Below are 17,877 nucleotides of genomic sequence, written 5' to 3'. Positions count from 1 at the left end.
GCTCCTAAAGTGCGTGCGTGAACACGCGGATTTCGATGCTGCCCGGTCGCCAGCCATCCTGCGGCGCGCCAACACCAGTGCGCAGCAGATTGACCAGCACGATGCGCTGGCCATCGCGCACCCCGGTCAACCCGCGCAGCCGCGCTTCGGCCATCCCCACCAGCGCGCGCAGCCGCGCCGCGCCGGGACGATCATCCCAGATTGTCACTGCCAGGCGCGTGTTGTGGCCGGTCTCGGTCTTGCTGCTCCAGTCGCTGACCAGATCGGGGCCGATCACGGCATAGGGGGCCGCAGCTTCGGCCGGCGGGCCATCGAAGACACCGTTAAGCCCCGGCAGATCGACGAGCGCCGCCACCACGGCCTTCTGCACCGCCAGGCTGGCGCTCATGGTCCATCTCCCCGATCGATCCCCGGCCACATCAGCCCGGCATCAGCCACCCGGCTCCGGCTGCCATACCGCCACTGTTGCAGGCCAGGCCCCAGCAACCGCACACTATCGCCATCGCGGCTCACCACACCTTGCCCCGCCCAGCGCCGCGCCACCCGCGCGCCCAACCGCGCCACCGCCGCCGCGGCGAGCCCCGGCAGGCGCCGTCTCAACAGCGTCGCCGCTGCATCACCCATCATGGCGCGCGCCCTTCGCACAATAGTGTCGCGAGCCCCGGCATGGCCGGATCGCGCGCCACCGCCAGCACGGAGAGGCTGGCTCCGCGCCAACGCAGCCGCACATCAAGCCCCAGATCGTCGGAATCACGCAGCAGCACCCGCCAGCGCTGCCGCGTGCGCGCCGCCTCACCGCCCTCGGCCGCAGCCAATGGACTTTCAACACGCAGTTCGGCATGCGCCCGGCCAAGCCTGATCCACGCCCCCGCATCATCGCCGATCTCATCGCGTGCCGGCTGCCAGCGTTCGATCACCACAGCCTCGGCCAGCCGGCCAGAAACTTCCCGCGCCATCTCAGCCATGCTCAACCCCCCAGGCTCATGCGCCGCCACGGCCGCCACAGCGCTGCGACAGCGGCCGGTGGCGGGCCGGCGTCGGCCGCATCGCGATGGCTGAACAAATGGCTGACCAGCCGCACGATCCCGGCCCGCAAGGGCTCCGGCACGCCGTTCCAATCCTCGGCCAGCCCGGCGCGGAACCGCACCATGCTGCGCTGTTCCGGCAGGCGCACCAGCCGCACCCAGCCTGTACCATCGGCGGCGATATCGCCTTGCCAGTCCGCATCCGGCAGTGACGCTGCACCAGCATAAACGCCCGAGATCGCCACACAGGGCGGCGCGCGCAGCCGCTGCCAGGCCAGATCGGCCACCAGCATCTGCTCGCCTTCGCGCGCGATCAGCCATTGGCCGATGAAGGCCTCGCACAGGCCCATGGCGGCGCGAATATGGCCGGCGACAACCGCATCCTCATCATCACGATCCAGCCGAAGCGCCGCCTTGCACTCGGCAAGGCCCACAACCAGCGGCCCGGCTTCCAACGCTATGGCCATCACCGTTCCTCCACCCGCACAACCAGTGTGCGTTCATCGCTGCTGCCGTCGTTCAGGGTCACGCGATTGGTCACCCTGCAGATCTGGCCTGCCGTGCCGCCGCCGAGCGTGATCGCAGTCCGCCCGGCATCGATGCGGGCGCCCGCCAGCGTCAGCCCAGCTGCCGGCAGCACGCTCCAAACGGATGTGACGATGGCGCGACCAGCCAGATAGCCAGCGTCCCAATCAACCGCATGGTCGACCACCGCGCCGGGGTCTTTCAGAAACAAAGTCATCACAGGGGCCTTTCGCGTTGGGGCCTTTCGCTATTCGGTGGCGCGACGCGACAACGTCACACCGGCGCTGCCGCCGTCACCGTCCACGCCGCCACATTGACCGCACCGCCAGCCAGCACCGGCTGCGGCGGACAGGTGGTGACATAAAGCAGCCGCCCGCCCGCTCCATCGACCAGGGCAACATGATCGGCCGTGCCAGTGGCCAGGGCCACCAGGCCTTCGCCTGCCGCCACGGTCAGTTGCCGGCCGCCGCCCGGCGCAGCGGCCTTGGCAAAATCCGCCGGCCGCAATGCGGCTGTGGCCAGTGGCGCCGCCATGGCGGCGGTGAAATCAGCCGGTTGTCCTGCCAACACCACCAGCGCATCTGCACTGGCCAGCACATCGAGGCCGGCATCGAGCACCGGCTGGGCTGCAAATCGCGCCATGAACACCCTCCCAGATTGGATCAATCAATCGCCGCGCACCGCCAGCGTTCGTCGGGCGAGCACCAGCAACGCAGGCAGCAGCACCGCCGGACGACGGGGCGGGAAAACCTGCGCGCCGCCATCGGTGATCGACAGCGCCACTGCCTGTGGCACCACCAACGCCGGCGCAGCCGACAGCAGCACCAGCCTATGCGTCAGGATCATGCCCAGGCTCCCTCAGCTTGCCGTGATCGCCAGCGTCTTTTCGCGCAGCACCGTCACGCCATCGGCGGCGATCATCTGCACCGTCACGTTGCGGGTGCCCGTCCACCGCTCGGTGGCCAGCAACTTGGCCGTGCCGCGCGCGGTGACGGCCACACCTGACCCGTTGGCGCTGGCCAGCGGGTTGCCGGCGGGTGTGGCCAGATTCACGCCGCCGCGATAGGTCTGGTCATCATAGAGCAGCCCATCCAGCTTGCGTTCGGTCAGCGTTTCATCAAGGTCGCCATCGGCCGGGCTGAACGGCCAGGCGCGGGCGTAATCGACACGCACGTTGCTCGCCGGCCATGCGCCGCCGGTACTGGTCAGCACGGCGCGGGTCGCGCTGGATGCCAGCGCGACTGTGAAGCCCGTCTTGGCGAACGTCACACCGCCATCGGTGCTCACCCAGAACTGGTTGCCGATGCTCGCGCCGTTCAGCGTCCGCACGGCACGACCGAGTTCGATCTCGATCACGGTGCGGGCATCGTCGCGGAACCAGGCCGCCACCACGCGCGGGCCGTGGGCCTTGATGGTGCGGTCAAACGCCCAGGCCGCCCCCCGCCCCAATCCCCGCCCCAATCGCGCCTGCGCAACCTGGTTCTGATCGCTTACCGGGCTGCCGCCCGTGCCGGCCGTCGCGCTGCTGTGGTAGGCGGCATGTAAGCTGCCGCCGCCACTGCTGGTGGCGGGCTGCGGGTTGCCGTCCATCACCGCATCGGGCCAATAGGGGCCAAGAATGCCTCGACTGCCCAACTCCGCCACAAAGGCGACATGCTCGGCGCGCTTGGCCACGGCCCCACTGGTATCGCTCGCGCTGCGGTGGCCGCGCCACGGCGGAAACACAATCCACGGTGCGGAAGCCGCGTTGCTGAATCGGTCGTCCACGCCGCTGCGATACAGCGCCCGGCTGCCGACCCCGCTGGCGACGCTGCTCATTCCCGGCGTCCACATGATGGCGTGCAGATCAACATAGCGCCCGACTGCCGCAGCATAGGTTTCGACCACGCCGCTGTTGTTGCCACCGGCCGCGCCAGCCACCTGTCCGATGGTGCCCATGAACTGGAAACTGCTGTGGCCCGTCACGCCGGCCTGATAGGCTGTGGCGTTGTTGGCCCAATCCGCCATCGCCGTGCCGTTGATTGCCATGTTGATAATCAGCAACGGATGACCGGGGTTGGCGGTATTCCATTCGTTCAGCAACGCCACCATGCCATGCCCCACGGCCGGGGTGGCGTTGCTGAGCAAGCGCGTTTGCACCATTGTCGGCTGCGCGTAGGTGGCCGCCACGCCTGCCGTTTGATTGGTCAGCTTCACTAGCAAGCCTTGCGCGCCGCCGGCCACGCTGAGTCCCAGAAAGTTGGTGCCCGGCCCGCTGATGTGCGAGATCGCCAGTTCCATGCCTGATTGGCCGTGATGCAGCACTGCGGTCCCGACGAGGAAATCCGTCATGGTTGTGCTGCGGCTGACATCATTGGTGTCACGCACGTGCAGATCGAACACGCCCACCGGCAGCGTGTCGGTCGTGCTCCAAGTGCCGCTGCCAAACGTGCCGACCGCTGCCCAGTCAAAGCCCGAAACCGGCGTGTTGGTGCCCGCCAGCACCCAGCGGCGCTGCATCGCCGTGGTTCCGGCCTGGTAGGTGCCGCCAATGGTGAACGGTCGCGCGCCGCGCCCGCCGTGGAACTTCACCGCCGGTTCGGTGATCGTCGGATTGGGCGTCCAGTGGACCGGAGTGATGGAGCCGACATCTTCCAACCCGTCTGTCAGGCTGTTCCAGTTGGTGGCCACCAGCGCGTTGATGCCATCAGTGCCGTTGTTGGCGAGGCCGGTACTGAGGCCGGACAGAGTCCACCAGAACGCCAAATCGGCCTTCGCGGCACTGCGCAGATTGGCATAGCCCAGCGTACCGGCATTCTGCGCGGCGATCAGGCTGGCATAGCTGTGCAGCGTAGTCGGAGCGCCCGCACCCGCCGCAAGCGCCAGCAGCGCATCATGGTGCGGGCGGTTGTTGGTGGTGTCCCACGGAAAATCACCTTTGATGTGGGCGAAGTTCTCCATCGCCAGATTGACCGGCGAGCGCACAGTGCTCCCTGCCGGCCGGCTGTTGAAAATCTGCGACAGCAAAATGCCACCGGTGGCGCTGATATAGCCTGCCGTCAGTGGCGTGGCGATGACCTGGCTTGATGCCCCACCGCCCACTTGCACCCGCGCCGCCCAGCCCTGCCAGACCGGGGCAGCATCGGTGCCGGTGTTCTGCACGCCATAGGCCAGCAAATAGACATCACTGCCGTTGGCGGTGAGCGCCGAAACGCTGGTGAAATCCTGCGCGGCGGCGGCGTAGGCGCTGATATTGGTTGATCTGGCATTGATGCGCGGTCGCAGTTGCAGCGCGCCCAGACCAGCATTGTTGCCGCCTACAGACAAGGCGCTGTCATTACCCCCAGTGAAAGCGCCGCTGCCTGTGGCGTCATGACCCCATAGCGGATAGGCCCCACCGTTGGTGAAGCCAGACGACGGCAGCCGCACAAAGCATAGCTGGGCAAAGCCCACGGCCTTGCCCGCCGTCCCCGCCACGGTGATCGCCGTGGTGAAGTTGCGCTTGGTGATGGCGCTGGCGGGCCGCAGATCGGTCGCCGAAATGGCTTTGATGCGGATCGCCATCAGCCGTTCACCACAGCCAGGCCGGCCGGTTCATTCACCAAGCGAAAGGTGACGCCGGCAGGCGCGTTGGAAAGAATCAGATCACCGATGGCAACAGTGCTCCACTGGGTCGTAACACTGGTGGCTGACAGGCTGAAGTCGGGCGCGCCAGACGCCGCCCGACGCGCACCGCCGCCAATCCGCCCGACGCCGCCCACGCCGCCGCCGATGAACATCATGGTGCCACCGGCATGATCGACAGGCTGCCATCGGTTGCACCGTCGCGGACGAAGCTGATGAACTGGCCGCTAGTGATACGCAGATGGAATTTCTCGTCGGCGGCCAAGGGAATCGATCCGGCGCCAACGGCGGCGGTCACGCTATTGTCTCCCACCCGGATGAATCCACGCACGGATGCATGCAGCAGCACTTCGGCGGTGGAGACAGCCGTTGACCGCTGCGCACCCGCGCCGCTGGTGGTCAGGCGCTGGCCCGCGGCAAAATCATAGGCGCGCGTCGTGCTGGCCACCGACGGCACCGTCAACACATCGACATCGCCGATATTGTTGGTGCCGGCCGGCAGCGCCGCACCGATCGTGACTGTGGTGTTTTCAAGCGCCGCCAAGGTGGGCGCGTCCAGCGCGACGGTTGGCGTTGCCGCAAAGGCCGGCAGCGTGCCGCCGATCTGCACCGGCAGCCGCGCGCCGGCGCTGTCGGCAACAACCATCGCTGCGCCATCCGCGCCAAACGCCAGCTTGGCATAGGGCCAATGCACGCCGGCCAGTTCATCGGTTGCAAACGCCAAGCCAATGGCCGGCGCCGTCACATTGTCAGGCATGGTGATCTCCACTGTGGGGCCGGCACGCGGCCGGCCCCCCTGGCTTGACTCAGGCGGATGGAATCAGGCGGAAAAGCGCATCAACTTGATGGCGCGGCTGTCGAGGACCGCCCCACCCACACGCCGCGTCGCATAGAAATGCACATAGGGCTTGTTGCTGTAGGGGTCCTTCAGCACCGTGGTCTCGGCGCGCTGGGCGATCAGATAGCCGGCCTGGAAATTGCCGAAGCCGATCGACAGGCTGTCTGCCGCAACGTCCGGCATCGCATCGACCTCGACCACGCGATAGCCCAGCAGCGTCTGCGGCTGGTCCGGTCCCAGGCCCGGCTGCCAGATGAAGGCGCCATCGCTGGTCTTGAACTTGCGGATGCGCGCCAGCGTGGCGCTGTTCATCACCCACACCGCGCCCTGACGATAAGGGCTGGCCAAGGCGTGCACCAGATCGATCAACCGATCCTGCGGATTGGACGCGGCAAAACTTCCCGCCGCGCCGGAGGTCACGAACTGCAAGGTACCGAATGCACGGGCCGCATCGGCGGTAGCGGCGACCGGTGCGGTCAGGAAGCCGCGCGGCTTGTTGACGCCATCGCCGGAGACGAACGCCACACCTTCGGCACGCGCGAATTCGCGGCCGATTTCCTCGCCCAGCCAGTTTTCCACGTCGAAACTGGCATCATCCAGCATCGCCTGGCTGGCCGCCGGATTGGCGTAAAGCTCACCCATCGGCGGTGCGATTTCGGCAAAGTCCGGCGTTTCGGTTTCGGGCCGGCCTGCAGTTTCCGCCACCCAGCCCGATACCACGCCGCTGGTGGTGAACAGCCGGCGGTAATTGGCCGAACCCACCTCCACCACTTGCGCAATGGCGCGGATGGGTGAGGCAGCGGCCAGCACCCGGCCGATCACGTCATCGATCTCGCGCGGCACCGCCAGCCCGCCCTTGGCCGGCGCAGCGATCGTGGCGGCCTTGGCCTCCAGCGCCGGGCGGGTGATGGTTTCGGCCGTCTCGAACAGGGCCGTCAGGCCTTCAGACTTAAGTTCCAGCATCGTCATTCTCCTCTTGCCAACCCAAAACCTGGGCCTCCCGCTGCATCGGGAAGGTCACCAGCGACACTTCAACCAGCTCCAGTCGCTCCAGCCGCCGACCGCTCCTGTTTCCTGAGCGAGTGGGGCTTGCGGCTTTCACCCGGTAACCAAAACTCAATCCTGTGATGGCGCCGGCCTTCACCAGCGCCGCGGCATCTGCGCCGCGGCCGGTGCCGACGATCTGTGCCGTGATGCGCAGACCGCGTTGATCTTCGGCAAGAGCTTCAACGAAGCCGATTGGTTCACCGGGCAGATGCTGCCACAGCAGCGGAATCGGCGCGGTCGCATCGGCAAAGGCGCCGCGCGCCACTACATCGCCGCCGCGATCGGCCACATCGAACACGCTGGCATAGCCAGCGAGACGAAGCGCCCTCATGGCCGTTCCCCGCGCACCAGCCCCAACTTGAACGCCAGCCCGAACAGCAATAGCGCCACCACAGAACGCACCACCCAGCCGACAAGGCTTTTCAGCGCGGAGCTCTTCACATCGCGCCAGCCCTGCACCAGCTGGCGCAATTCCTTGATGTCACCGCCGGCGCCGTCGTCCATCAGCCCGATGCTGCGCAGCGCGCGCGCGGCACCGGTCTCGGCCGCTTCCTCGATGATTGCCTGCAGTGTCACCCGCGCCGCGCCTTGGGCTTCGGCTTGCGCCACCAGCCCTTCCAGGATGCCCGTCATGCCATATCCCCTTCCAAGCCAAGAATGCGCCGTTTTTCAGAGCTTTCGAGAAAGTCCGCCGCGCTGACGCTGGCCCACAGCCGCTCGCGGTCCTCGGCCAAGGCCGTGATGCCATCCAGGTCCACACTCAACGCCAGCCCAGGCCACCACCAGCCCAGATGGGCGGCCAGCGCGCCGAGCACACGGCCCAGCAGCGGTAACAAGGTCAGCCGCCACAGCGCGACATTGGCCTCCCGATAATTGGCGTGTGTGTTGTCACCCTTCATGCCCAGCAGCAGCGGCGGCACGCCCAGCGCCAGCGCGATATCGCGCGCTGCCGCCTCGCGCATGCCGGCAAAATCCATTTCGGCCGGCGACAGGCTGAGCGCCTGCCAGTTGAGCCCACCTTCCAGCAGCATCGGCCGGCCAGCATTGGCTGCGCCGCTGAACGCGGCCTCCATTTCGCTGCGCAGCCGCTCATATTGCGCCGGGCTTAGCGTCGATCCATCACCAGGCTGGTACACGAGAGCGCCCGATGGCCGCGCCGCATTATCAAGCAGCGCCTGATTCCAGCGGTTGGCCGCATTGTGCACCGCCACCGCGCCCGCTGCGGGCGCCAGGCAACCGGCACCATGATGATCATCCAGAGGATGGAAGCTGCGGATATGCAGCAGGCCACCACCTGACCCTGCCGGATAGCGCCGCAGCGCCCCGCCGGCGCGGTAGACATGCGCCGCTGGCCAGCCGTTGGCGTCCACCTCTACGCTCACCCGTTCCGGGCGCAGCGCGTACAACGCGCCCGGCAGGCCATCATCGCCAACCGCCACATCGACATAGGCATTGCCGTGCAGCAGCAGATGCCCGGCCAGCGTTTCGATCAACCCCGGCCCGGACGCACCAAAGCCGCAGCTGGCCAGCAGCGCCAGCGCCGGATGGCCCGGCGGATTGCTGGTGATCGGCGCGCCGCCGGCCCCTTCGGCCACCAATCGAATGGCGCGCGACGCCACCGGATTGGCAAGAAATGCTGCACGCACCTGAGCAGCATAACCGCCGCCCGTGTCGCCAAGCGGTGTCGCCCACGCCGGGATTCGCGCTGCGGGCGGGCCACTCCCACGCGCATCGGCCTTGGTCCGCAAGAACGGCAATCGCATCCCACTAACCTTTCTGGTTCATAGTTGCCGCACACCGGGCACAATGACGCGTGGCCCCAGCATCAGCGCCGAAAGCGCCCAGACCGCCGCATCGGCGCGATCCGGGGACGGACCCGGCCCGGCGTAGCGGCCATCGTTCAGCAAACCGCACAGCTCGTCTTCCAGCGCCGGAAACACCCCGACATGCCACACCCGGCCTTCGCCATAGAGCGCAGCCACCGGCTCGGCCCGCGCCACCTTGCCCCGCGCAGCCCGCACCGCGAGCACCGGCAGGGTCGATTCCACCGATTTCAGCATCGCTGTCACCATGGTGCCGCCCTGGTTCACTTCCGCCACCACCTTGTCGGCCTGCCAGCGATCGGCCGCGGCCACCACGGCGCGGGCCCATTGGCCCGGCGCAACGGCCGAAACGCTCCGATCATCCAGCACATAGGCGTTGCCATCACTGCCCAGCGCCGCCACCACGATCCCGCAGGTGCCACCACCGGCGGGCGGATCGACACCAACCACCACCCGAACCAGTGCCGGCGGCGCCAGCACGCGGGCCCGATCGATCAGCGCCCGCGTCCACAGCGCGCCGTCCATATCCTCGACAATCTCGCCGGCCAGTTCTTGCCGCCCGGTCACCGTGCCACCAAAGCGCCGCTCCAGCCGCGCCAGAAACCCGCGCGGCAGGTTCGCCGCATTGTCTGCCGTCGCCCCGCGCGTTGTCACCACGCCGGGTTCCGCCAGCAGATTCTTCAGCCAGCCCAGCGGCAAGGGCGTTGTTGTCAGCAACATTTGCGGCGCTGCGCCCAACCGGGTCGCCATCCGCAAATTCATCACCGCATCCTCGCCGTGCAACCAGTGCGCGAATTCATCGCCCCAGGCATAATCGAACTGGCCGCCGCGCAAGGCATCCGGCTCCGCGCCGGAATAGAGCCGCGCCTCGCTGCCATTGCCCCAGATCAGCCGCTTGGTGCTCGGCTGCCAGATCAGATCCGCATCGAGCGGTACGCGAGCCAGAAGCCCGGATTCCCCCTCCACCATAACCGCGCGCGCCACATCCAGGCTGGGCGCCACCAGCGCAAAGCGCCGTGGCGCCGCCACCGCAAGCCCATGAATCCATTCGGCCCCCGCCATGGTCTTGCCGAACCCGCGCCCGGCCAGGATCACCCAGATCCCCCAATCGCCGGGCGGCGCCACTTGGGCGGGCCGCAACATCCCGGCGCCAGTCAATCCGGCTAGCAACGCAGCCTGGCCGTGCCGCGCCAGCAGGCGCCGGCGCTGCGCCAGAGTCTGCGCCCGAAATTGCTCCAGCAGCGATTCCGCTGCCGGGGTGGGTTCAACCATGACGCTGCGTGTCCCGTTTCGGTCGCCAGGCAGCCGCCAAGGCCCGCGCGCGGCACCGCACCCGGCACCCGCAGCGATCAATCACCCTTCATGTGCGCTGCTCCCTTGTCGGGAGGCTTGGCGACTATTGGCGCTTCACCGCACCCGGCCCCGCCAGCGCCCGCAATTCGGCGCGCACACGGGCCACACTGGCACTGTCAACGCTGGGTCTCTGCACCCGGGGATTGCCGGCATCGCGCCGCGCCATGATGGCCAGCGCCAGCTTGATGTCCACGCTGCCGTCCTGCGCCAGCAACCCGGCCAGCACCCGATGTTCCACCCGTTCCCAGGCAAAGCCGATCGCCGCCTGCCAATCCGCTGCGAAATCCGCGTCGGTGGCGCGCAGCTTGAACAATTGCAACAGGCCCAGCCCCGTCTCCGCCGCTGCCAGCGCCGGATCGCCGCTGCGCATCAGATGATCCAGAAACGCCTGCCGGGCCTTGCGGCTGTTCCGCCGCAAGCGCGGCGCGGCGACCACGGCCGGCGCCAACGCCGCAAGCCGCGCCACGGCGCTGCCGTTTCGGTCACAGGCATGCCCGCCCCGCCGCTCCGGCTGCCCGGCGCGCATCACGATATCCATTGCCATGTTGAGGCTCCCCGATCTGGCGCCGCCGCTTACAGGGCGATTCCGCAGGCATGCCGTTTCTCTAACCCAAAGCGTGACGCTAGTCAAGCACAATGTGCCTATTTGGTTATTTCTGGCTGTACGGCCGGAGCCAGCCTTATTGTCCCACCTTGCCGGCCGGCGGGGTCTTTGCAGGGGTCATGTGGGTCGAAAGATAATCCAGGATCGTCTGGAACTGCTCGTCAGTCATCTTCGCGCCTTGCCCGACCATCTGGCTGACGATCTGCGACCAGTCGTCGGCTGAACGGCGCTGCGCGAGCAGGTCGATACTGTGGCACTGGCTGCACGATGTGATGACCTGTTGCCGGCCCGGCGCGTCGGGCAGCTCCGTGCCATGGGCCCGCCCCAACGTGGCAAGGCCAAGGCTGGCGGCCATCACAAGCGGTCGAATCATGGGCATGGTCATTCTGAGGCAAAGCATCCGGGGATCAGTCGGTCGGCGGCGCGGCCGCCGAAGCTCGCGGCTCAAGGCGCAGCAGCAGGCCGTCGGTATCCTTGGGCCCGCGCAGGCGGCCCTCGGTCAGCACATAGAGATAACCGTCCGGCCCCTGCCGAATGTCCCGGAAGCGCACGTTCAATTCGCGCAGCATCACATCGCCCTGCCGCACAACGTCACCGCGGATCACCATCTGGGCGATCTTCTTCGATCCCGCGCCGGCAACCAGCAAGCTCCCTTTCAACCGCGGGAACTTGTCGCCGGTGTAGAACAGCATGTTTTCCGGGTTGAAGGTGGGGTTCCAGAAGAACAGGGGATTGTCCATGCCCTCGCGCACCCAAGGCTGATCCGAAACCAGGCTGCCGGAATAGTGGCGGCCAAGCGAGACCAGCGGCCAGCCATAATTGTGGCCAGGCAGGATGCGGTTGATCTCGTCGCCGCCGGACGGGCCAAATTCGCTGGCCCACATCTCGCCAGTGCGGGGATCCCAGGCAATGCCATAGACGTTGCGGTGGCCATAACTGTAGATTTCCGGCCTGGCCTTCGCATTGCCCACGAAGGGATTGTCGGGCGGGACGGAGCCATCATCGCGCACCCGCAGGATCTTGCCGATATGGCTCATCAGATTCTGCGCCTGCGGGCGGGCGCTCGATATGTCATTCGCGGTGGTACCATCGCGATCACCCACGCTGATGTACAGCATGCCATCCGGCCCGAAGACCATCCGCCCGCCATAGGTGCCGAGCGGGCTTTCCCAGGCATCGGTGACGATGATGTCCTTCACCGCCGTCAGCTTGCCGTTTTCATAGCGTCCGCGGGCGATGGCCAGCGTGGTGCCCCGCATCGGCTCCCGCGCCTTGGTATAGGCGATGTAGAGCAGCTTGTTCTTCGCAAAGTCGGGATGCAGCAACAGATCATGCAGGCCGCCAATCCCGACATTGTCGAATTCCGGCAGGCCAGACACCGGCACAGGATCGAGCACGCCGTTGGTGACCACCCGCAGCCGCCCGGTCCGTTCGGTGATCAGCATGGTCTTGCCATCGGGCAGGAACACCAGGCCATCGGGATGCGACAGCCCCTCGGCCAGCTTGACGACATGGATGCCCATGCCGCCCTCGCTGGTCAGATCGACCGGCTTGTCGACCGCAGCCCCGGTCAGCGCATTGGGCGGATAATTGCGCAGGATCTGCGCCGGGGTGAGCGGTGCAGTGACGCCGGGCGTTTCCACCGGTTGCGCCGAGGCAGCGATGGCAAATGTGGCCGCCGTCACGGCCAGCAGGGTCTTGATGTTCATATGCGCTTCCGACCTTCTCTGCCGCCTAATCGACCGCCAACGCCACGATCTCGGCGGGGTGATCCTTGCCGCCCACGCCCACGGCAATATACTGCTTGCCCTTGTGCATGTAGGTGATCGGCGGCGATGTCGTGCCGGCGCCCAGATCGATCTCGCGGACGATCTTGCCGGTTTTCTTGTCCAACGCGCGGAACATATTGCCGCCGCTGAACTTCGGCATGCTCAGCCCGACCATGTCGCCTTCGCCGATGAACAGGAACGACTTGGTGAGCAACGGTGCCGGCCGCCCCGCCTGGCCAAGTGGCGGCAGCTTGAGGCCCTTCAGCGCCGGATGATCGCGCGGGCCATTGCCGTTGGGCACCATCCACAGATGATCGCCGCTGTTCATGTCGATGGCGGTGATCCGGCCATAGGGCGGCTTGACCAGCGGCAGGCCCTGCGGCCCTTCCAGATAGAGACTGTCTTCGGGCGGGCGGCGATAATTGTCCCGGCCGATCCACGGCACGCTGACAGAAGGGACATAGATGATCCCGGTTTCCGGATCGAGCGCGGCCCCGTTCCAGTTGGCCCCGCCAACCCAGCCGGGCAGGTACAGCGTGCCCAGCTTGCCATCCGGCCCGCCGGCCACCGAAGGCGGCGTGTAAATGCGGCCATGGACGTAGCGATTGAGGATGGCCAGACCCTGCGCGTGCAGTTCCGGCGTGAAATCGATGATTGCCGTTTCGTCCATCCCATGCCGATCGAACGGCGCCGGCTTGACCGGAATGGGCTGGGTGGCGGCGGCCTTTTCGCCGGGCATGGTGGAGGCCGGCACCGGCGTTTCCACGATCGGGAACAGCGGCTCGCCGGTCGCCCGGTCAAAGGCGAAGACATAGGCCATCTTGGTCACCTGGATCGCCGCCTTGCGCAGCCGTCCATTCACCTTGATGTCGGCCAGCATCGGCGGGGTCGGCAGGTCATAATCCCACAGATCGTGATGTACGGTCTGATAATGCCAGACCTTGCGGCCGGTCTTCACATCAAGCGCGACCAGCGAATCGCCATAGAGATTGTCGCCCGGCCGCGCACCGCCATAATAGTCGTTCGTCGGCGCGCTCAGCGGCACATAGACGATGCCCAGCGTCTCGTCGGCCGAGAAAGCGGACCAGACCTTGGTCTTGCCGCCTTGTTTCCAGCTGTCATTCTCCCAGGTCTCCACGCCCGGCTCGCCGGCACGCGGGATGGTGTGGAACGTCCACAGCAATTTGCCGGTGCGCACGTCATAGCCGCGCACATCGCCGGGCAGCGACGCCTTGTTGATATCCGCCGTGCCGGTGGCCAGCGGCTGGCCGCCGACCACGATCACGTCACCCACCACGATCGGCGACGGCGCCGTCCAGGAAAAGGCGGTCTTGGGATCGGCACGCAGATCGACCCGGCCCTTGTCGCCAAATTCCGGCACAAAGGCGCCGTTCTTCGCGTCGACGATGTAGAGATAGGCGCCGCGCACGGTGACGATGCGGGCGACCCCGCCCTTGTTCCAGTAGGACAGCGCGCGGCTGGCGTTGGCGCGCGACGGGGTTTCGCCTTCGAAATTGCCCTGCCGCCACAGCAACTTGCCCGAAGCCGGGTCGCGCGCCTCCACCTGCCCCAGCTGGTTGCTGATATACATCACCCCATCGATCACCAGCGGGGCGTGGCGGAAATTGTTCGACAGCTGCAGGCCAGGCGTTTGCGCAACCACCGCCGGATCGATCGCCGGCGCGCGCCACACCACCTTCAGCCTGCCGATATTGCCGGCGTTGATCTGGCTGAGCGCCGAATATTTCGTGTCACCGATATCGCCGCCGAAATGCGGCCAATCGCCCGGCTGCGCGGCTTGCGCCACACTTGCCAGCCCAGCAATCGCCAGGGCCAGGGCCGATTTTCCGATCATCCACATGCGCGCCATATCCTGCCTCAATAGCCCACCGCATAGCCCATGCGGCGCGGATCGGAGCCGGCGATCCGCGTGCCCTCGGCCGATTTCAACACCGCCTGGATGCTGCCGATCGCATAGGGGCCAACCACTGCCACCTTGTGACCCATGGCCCGCAGACCGGCCACGCTCGCTTCGGGAAAGCGCGATTCAAGCTGCACGGTGATGGCAGCGCCGGGCGTGTAGAAGCCCGGATCGGGATCAAGCGCCAGCCGCGGCGCCTCGATGGCGGCCTGCACCGGCATGCCACGATCGACGATGTTGATCAGATGCTGAAACTGGGTCTGCCCAATCGTCTCACCGCCGGGCGTGCCAAACAGCATCTTGAACTGGCCGCGCTCCAGCACCACCGTCGGGCAATTGCCGAGCAATGGAATGCGCCCACCCTTCACGAAATTCGGATGATCGGGATAGGGCGCCGTCGAACCTTCACGCAGGCCATTGTTGCACAACATGCCGGTGTCGCCCATCACCACGCAGGCGCCAAAGCCGCCGCCCAATGTGGTGGTGACGCCCACGGCATTGCCTTCGCTGTCGGTGATCGAGATGTTGGTGGTATCGCCGTCGGCGTGGCTCGGCCCGGCCGGCGGGCGATTGGGCAGTTTTGCACCGCCGATGTCCGCACCCGCAGGAAATGGAATCGCCCGCGCTGGATCGATCAGCCGGCGGCGCTGGTTGGCAAATTCCTTGGAAATCAGCGTCGCCACCGGGGCGGGGGCCGAAGCCGGATCGCAGGCATAGCGATACACGTCTGCCTTGGTGATCTTGATGCATTCGGCGATCAGGTGCAGCGCCTGCGGGCTGTCCGGCGGCAGCGCGCCAATATCGAAGCCTTCCAGCAGATTGAGCTGTTCGCAGGTTTCGAGGCCGGTGCGCGAGGTGAGCGGCGAGGCGATGACATCGAGGCCGCGATAGCTGGTCGCAATCGGGTCCACCCATTTCGGCGCAAAGCTCTGCATGTCCGCCATGCGCAGCCAGCCGCCATTGGCTTCGGAAAAGCGCGACATTTCCTGTGCGATCGGCCCGCTGTAGAAATGGTCATAGGCCGCCATCAGCGCCTTGTCGCGGCTGGCGCCACCCTTCAGCGCCGCAGTTTCCGCATCGGCCAGCGCCTGAAAGCTGCGCGCCAGCGGTTCGTTCTTGAACATCATGTAGGGCGTGGGCGGATTGCCGCCGGAAAAGAAGATGGCCGCCGTGGTGGGAAAACGCTTCAGCACGGCCTGCTGGCGGATGATGGTGCGGGCAATTGACGGATCGAGCGGATGGCCGTCGCGGGCATAGCCGATGGCCGGTTCCAGCAGAGTGGCCAGCGGCAACCGGCCATAGCGCCGGGCCAAGGCGATCATGCCGCCAAAGGCCCCCGGCGTCACCACTGCCTTGGCGCCCGCGGTCAGGTCGGCCACGCTGGCCTTGTCATCCAGCAGGCGCGGCGCGGCGCCGGTGAAGGCCAGCGCCGTCACCTTGCCGCTCTTGCCTTCCAGGCAGGTGGCAAAGCCATTGCCGGCGATGCTCGATGCCCATGGCTCCACGACATTCAGTACCGCCATCACCGCGACGGCCGCATCGGCGGCGGTGCCACCCTGCATCAGCATGCGCAAGCCGGCCATGGACGCGAGCGGATGCCCGGCGGCCACCAGACCATGCGGGCCAGGCACTTCGACACGGTGCTGCGCCACCGTGGCAGCGCCGGTGCGCGGCGCATCCGGCGCCTGCCGGCCAACGCCCGCCTGGCCTGCCGGCGGCGTCTGCGCCATGGCTGGCGATGTCGTGGCGGCCATGCCCGCTGCAGCAAGACCGCCGATCAGCAGTTCGCGGCGGCCGAGGGTTGCCGGCTGGGCCTTTTCATCCTTGGGCTGGTTCGTCACGTGCAGGCTCCCGCTGGTTTGCGCCGTGCCCCTGGCCGCAGGACATGCACGGCCCCAAGGCACAAGGTCATCGCGATGCCGATTTCACTGCGGCATCGGGATCGTCGGCTTGCCGTCCTTCTTGTAAACAACGCCGTTCTTGATCACGACCTGCACACCGAACAAATTGTTCAGATTGCTGTAGAATGGGTCGCCCGGCACGGCGATGATGTCGGCCAGCTTGCCCGGTTCGATGGTGCCGAGATCGGGCTTGCCCATGATCCGCGCGTTGACTCGCGTGGTGCTGGAAATCACTTCGCGCACCGGCATGCCTTCATCCACCAGCACCTTCATTTCGCGGATCAGGCCGTCGCTGTTGAAGTTCATCGGCGTGCCGCTGTCCGTGCCGACGCCCATCACCGCCGCGGATTCGATCCATTGCTTCACCTGCGGGCTGCGGAACTTCATCTGCCGGTCGATGCCGGCGAAATAGCTTTCGGCCGGCCATTCCTTGAACGAGGCCTGCACGGCGGCCCAGATGTCGGCGGGAAACAGCGCCTTGGTCGCCGGGTCTTGCAGGCGGCCGGGGAAGGCCACCGTATCAGGGAAAATCCAGCTGCGATGCGCCGCCGTCAACACCACCGGGCGGCCGGCTTCCGAAATCGCCCGCACCAGCCCCGCCGAATAGGTCGGGAAGCCAGCCGAGCCGACATGCTGCAACACATCGACGCCGGTTTCGAAGGCGTTGCGCACCGCTTCCTCGTCATAGACGTGGGCGTGCACCTTGATCTTGTGGGCATGTGCGGCGCCCACGATGGCGGCATAATCCTCACGCGTCAGGCCGGCGTGCGCCTTGATGACGTCCACACCCTGCGCAAACAACTTGTCCACCACCGCCGCGGCGTCCGTGGGGCTGGCAATCACCGCCGACGCTTCGGCCGGGAAGCCGCCAAAAGCGCGGCGCGTAACCAGCGGCCCGGCCACCAGCAGGCGCGGCCCGGCCACCTCGCCCTTGTTGATGCGGTTGCGCAGGGCGATGCTGTCGCCCGCCGTGCCGCCCAGATCGATGGCGGAGGTGACGCCCGACATCAGCAACTGCCAGCCGGACAGTTCCATGATCTTTTCGATCGAATATTTCTTGCCCGGGCCGGCCAGCCATTTGAACCAGGCAGCCTCGTCGCCATAGCCCAGCATGAACAGGTGGGCGTGCGCGTCGATCAGGCCGGGCATCATCGTCTGGCCACTGGTGTCGATCACCGTGGCCCCGGCGGGAATGGCGATCTCGGATGCGGGGCCGACCGCCACGATCCGGTCACCCTTGATGACCACGCGGGCATCATGCAGCGGCGGCACGCTGAGGCCACTGATCAGCATGCCGCCGGTCAGCACCGTTGTCTTCGGCTGCTGGGCAAGGGCCGGGGCCGTCACCAGGGCCAAGGCCAGCGAAATGGCCGCGGTCGCCAGGGTGCGCAGCGTTGTGAACAGCCCCCGGCCTTTCGCGTCCCGCCGGTTGGCGGCGTTGCTGTTCAACTTCATGTGTCCCTCCATG

At 66.8% G+C, this 17,877-nt stretch carries 21 protein-coding genes; all 21 read right to left on the bottom strand.

Going from position 1 to position 17,877, the window contains the following annotated elements:
• Window positions 1–4: 4 nt before the first annotated feature.
• The 21 genes from gp17 to AC6UUM_RS04255 all read right to left on the bottom strand — a co-directional run bounded on the left by gp17 (window position 5) and on the right by AC6UUM_RS04255 (window position 17,864).
• Complete coding sequence (gene gp17 / locus AC6UUM_RS04355) at window positions 5–388, bottom strand: tail completion protein gp17 (RefSeq protein WP_500804117.1); 384 nt, start codon at window positions 386–388, stop codon at window positions 5–7.
• Window positions 385–627, bottom strand: coding sequence for a hypothetical protein (locus AC6UUM_RS04350; RefSeq protein ID WP_500804116.1), 243 nt, complete (start codon window positions 625–627; stop codon window positions 385–387). The genes gp17 and AC6UUM_RS04350 overlap by 4 nt, the downstream gene beginning before the upstream one ends.
• Window positions 624–965 (bottom strand): head-tail adaptor protein, encoded by a 342-nt coding sequence (locus AC6UUM_RS04345; protein WP_500804115.1) that lies wholly within the window; start codon window positions 963–965, stop codon window positions 624–626. Before AC6UUM_RS04345 ends, AC6UUM_RS04350 begins: the two co-directional genes overlap by 4 nt.
• 2 nt (window positions 966–967) lie before the next feature.
• Window positions 968–1,492, bottom strand: coding sequence for a head-tail connector protein (locus AC6UUM_RS04340; RefSeq protein WP_500804114.1), 525 nt, complete (start codon window positions 1,490–1,492; stop codon window positions 968–970).
• Window positions 1,492–1,767, bottom strand: coding sequence for a phage fiber-tail adaptor protein (locus AC6UUM_RS04335; protein ID WP_500804113.1), 276 nt, complete (start codon window positions 1,765–1,767; stop codon window positions 1,492–1,494). Before AC6UUM_RS04335 ends, AC6UUM_RS04340 begins: the two co-directional genes overlap by 1 nt.
• A gap of 56 nt (window positions 1,768–1,823) precedes the next feature.
• Entirely contained in the window at window positions 1,824–2,192 is a 369-nt protein-coding gene (locus tag AC6UUM_RS04330) for a hypothetical protein (RefSeq protein WP_500804112.1), read from the bottom strand.
• Between the two features lie 24 nt (window positions 2,193–2,216).
• Window positions 2,217–2,396, bottom strand: a complete 180-nt coding sequence (locus AC6UUM_RS04325; protein WP_500804111.1) for a hypothetical protein — start codon at window positions 2,394–2,396, stop codon at window positions 2,217–2,219.
• A gap of 12 nt (window positions 2,397–2,408) precedes the next feature.
• Window positions 2,409–5,093: a hypothetical protein gene (locus AC6UUM_RS04320; RefSeq protein ID WP_500804110.1), complete on the bottom strand. Its 2,685-nt coding sequence runs from the start codon at window positions 5,091–5,093 to the stop codon at window positions 2,409–2,411.
• The gene (locus AC6UUM_RS04315; protein ID WP_500804109.1) at window positions 5,093–5,311 is read right to left on the bottom strand and encodes a hypothetical protein; all 219 of its coding nucleotides are present in this window, start codon (window positions 5,309–5,311) and stop codon (window positions 5,093–5,095) included. Before AC6UUM_RS04315 ends, AC6UUM_RS04320 begins: the two co-directional genes overlap by 1 nt.
• Complete coding sequence (locus AC6UUM_RS04310) at window positions 5,308–5,910, bottom strand: hypothetical protein (protein WP_500804108.1); 603 nt, start codon at window positions 5,908–5,910, stop codon at window positions 5,308–5,310. The genes AC6UUM_RS04315 and AC6UUM_RS04310 overlap by 4 nt, the downstream gene beginning before the upstream one ends.
• A gap of 63 nt (window positions 5,911–5,973) precedes the next feature.
• Window positions 5,974–6,954, bottom strand: a complete 981-nt coding sequence (locus tag AC6UUM_RS04305) for a phage major capsid protein (RefSeq protein ID WP_500804107.1) — start codon at window positions 6,952–6,954, stop codon at window positions 5,974–5,976.
• Window positions 6,941–7,336, bottom strand: coding sequence for an HK97 family phage prohead protease (locus AC6UUM_RS04300; RefSeq protein WP_500804106.1), 396 nt, complete (start codon window positions 7,334–7,336; stop codon window positions 6,941–6,943). Before AC6UUM_RS04300 ends, AC6UUM_RS04305 begins: the two co-directional genes overlap by 14 nt.
• 29 nt (window positions 7,337–7,365) lie before the next feature.
• On the bottom strand, window positions 7,366–7,671 hold the full coding sequence (locus AC6UUM_RS04295) for a DUF6127 family protein (RefSeq protein WP_500804105.1): 306 nt from the start codon (window positions 7,669–7,671) through the stop codon (window positions 7,366–7,368).
• A complete protein-coding gene (locus tag AC6UUM_RS04290; protein ID WP_500804907.1) occupies window positions 7,668–8,795 on the bottom strand; it encodes a phage portal protein in 1,128 nt (375 codons plus the stop codon). Before AC6UUM_RS04290 ends, AC6UUM_RS04295 begins: the two co-directional genes overlap by 4 nt.
• 24 nt (window positions 8,796–8,819) lie before the next feature.
• A complete protein-coding gene (locus AC6UUM_RS04285; RefSeq protein ID WP_500804104.1) occupies window positions 8,820–10,133 on the bottom strand; it encodes a DNA-packaging protein in 1,314 nt (437 codons plus the stop codon).
• Between the two features lie 124 nt (window positions 10,134–10,257).
• Complete coding sequence (locus tag AC6UUM_RS04280) at window positions 10,258–10,758, bottom strand: hypothetical protein (protein WP_500804103.1); 501 nt, start codon at window positions 10,756–10,758, stop codon at window positions 10,258–10,260.
• A 136-nt stretch (window positions 10,759–10,894) separates the two neighbouring features.
• The gene (locus AC6UUM_RS04275; protein ID WP_500804102.1) at window positions 10,895–11,191 is read right to left on the bottom strand and encodes a hypothetical protein; all 297 of its coding nucleotides are present in this window, start codon (window positions 11,189–11,191) and stop codon (window positions 10,895–10,897) included.
• A 34-nt stretch (window positions 11,192–11,225) separates the two neighbouring features.
• On the bottom strand, window positions 11,226–12,527 hold the full coding sequence (locus AC6UUM_RS04270) for a PQQ-dependent sugar dehydrogenase (RefSeq protein ID WP_500804101.1): 1,302 nt from the start codon (window positions 12,525–12,527) through the stop codon (window positions 11,226–11,228).
• A gap of 25 nt (window positions 12,528–12,552) precedes the next feature.
• The gene (locus AC6UUM_RS04265) at window positions 12,553–14,448 is read right to left on the bottom strand and encodes an outer membrane protein assembly factor BamB family protein (protein WP_500804100.1); all 1,896 of its coding nucleotides are present in this window, start codon (window positions 14,446–14,448) and stop codon (window positions 12,553–12,555) included.
• Window positions 14,449–14,465: 17 nt separating this feature from the next.
• Complete coding sequence (locus tag AC6UUM_RS04260) at window positions 14,466–16,349, bottom strand: gamma-glutamyltransferase family protein (RefSeq protein ID WP_500804099.1); 1,884 nt, start codon at window positions 16,347–16,349, stop codon at window positions 14,466–14,468.
• A gap of 84 nt (window positions 16,350–16,433) precedes the next feature.
• On the bottom strand, window positions 16,434–17,864 hold the full coding sequence (locus AC6UUM_RS04255) for an amidohydrolase family protein (protein WP_500804098.1): 1,431 nt from the start codon (window positions 17,862–17,864) through the stop codon (window positions 16,434–16,436).
• Between the last annotated feature and the right edge of the window lie 13 nt (window positions 17,865–17,877).

Source organism: Sandarakinorhabdus sp. (genome assembly GCF_987265915.1).
Note: the sequence above shows the minus strand (reverse complement) of the source record. Positions and strands in the feature narration are given on the sequence as shown.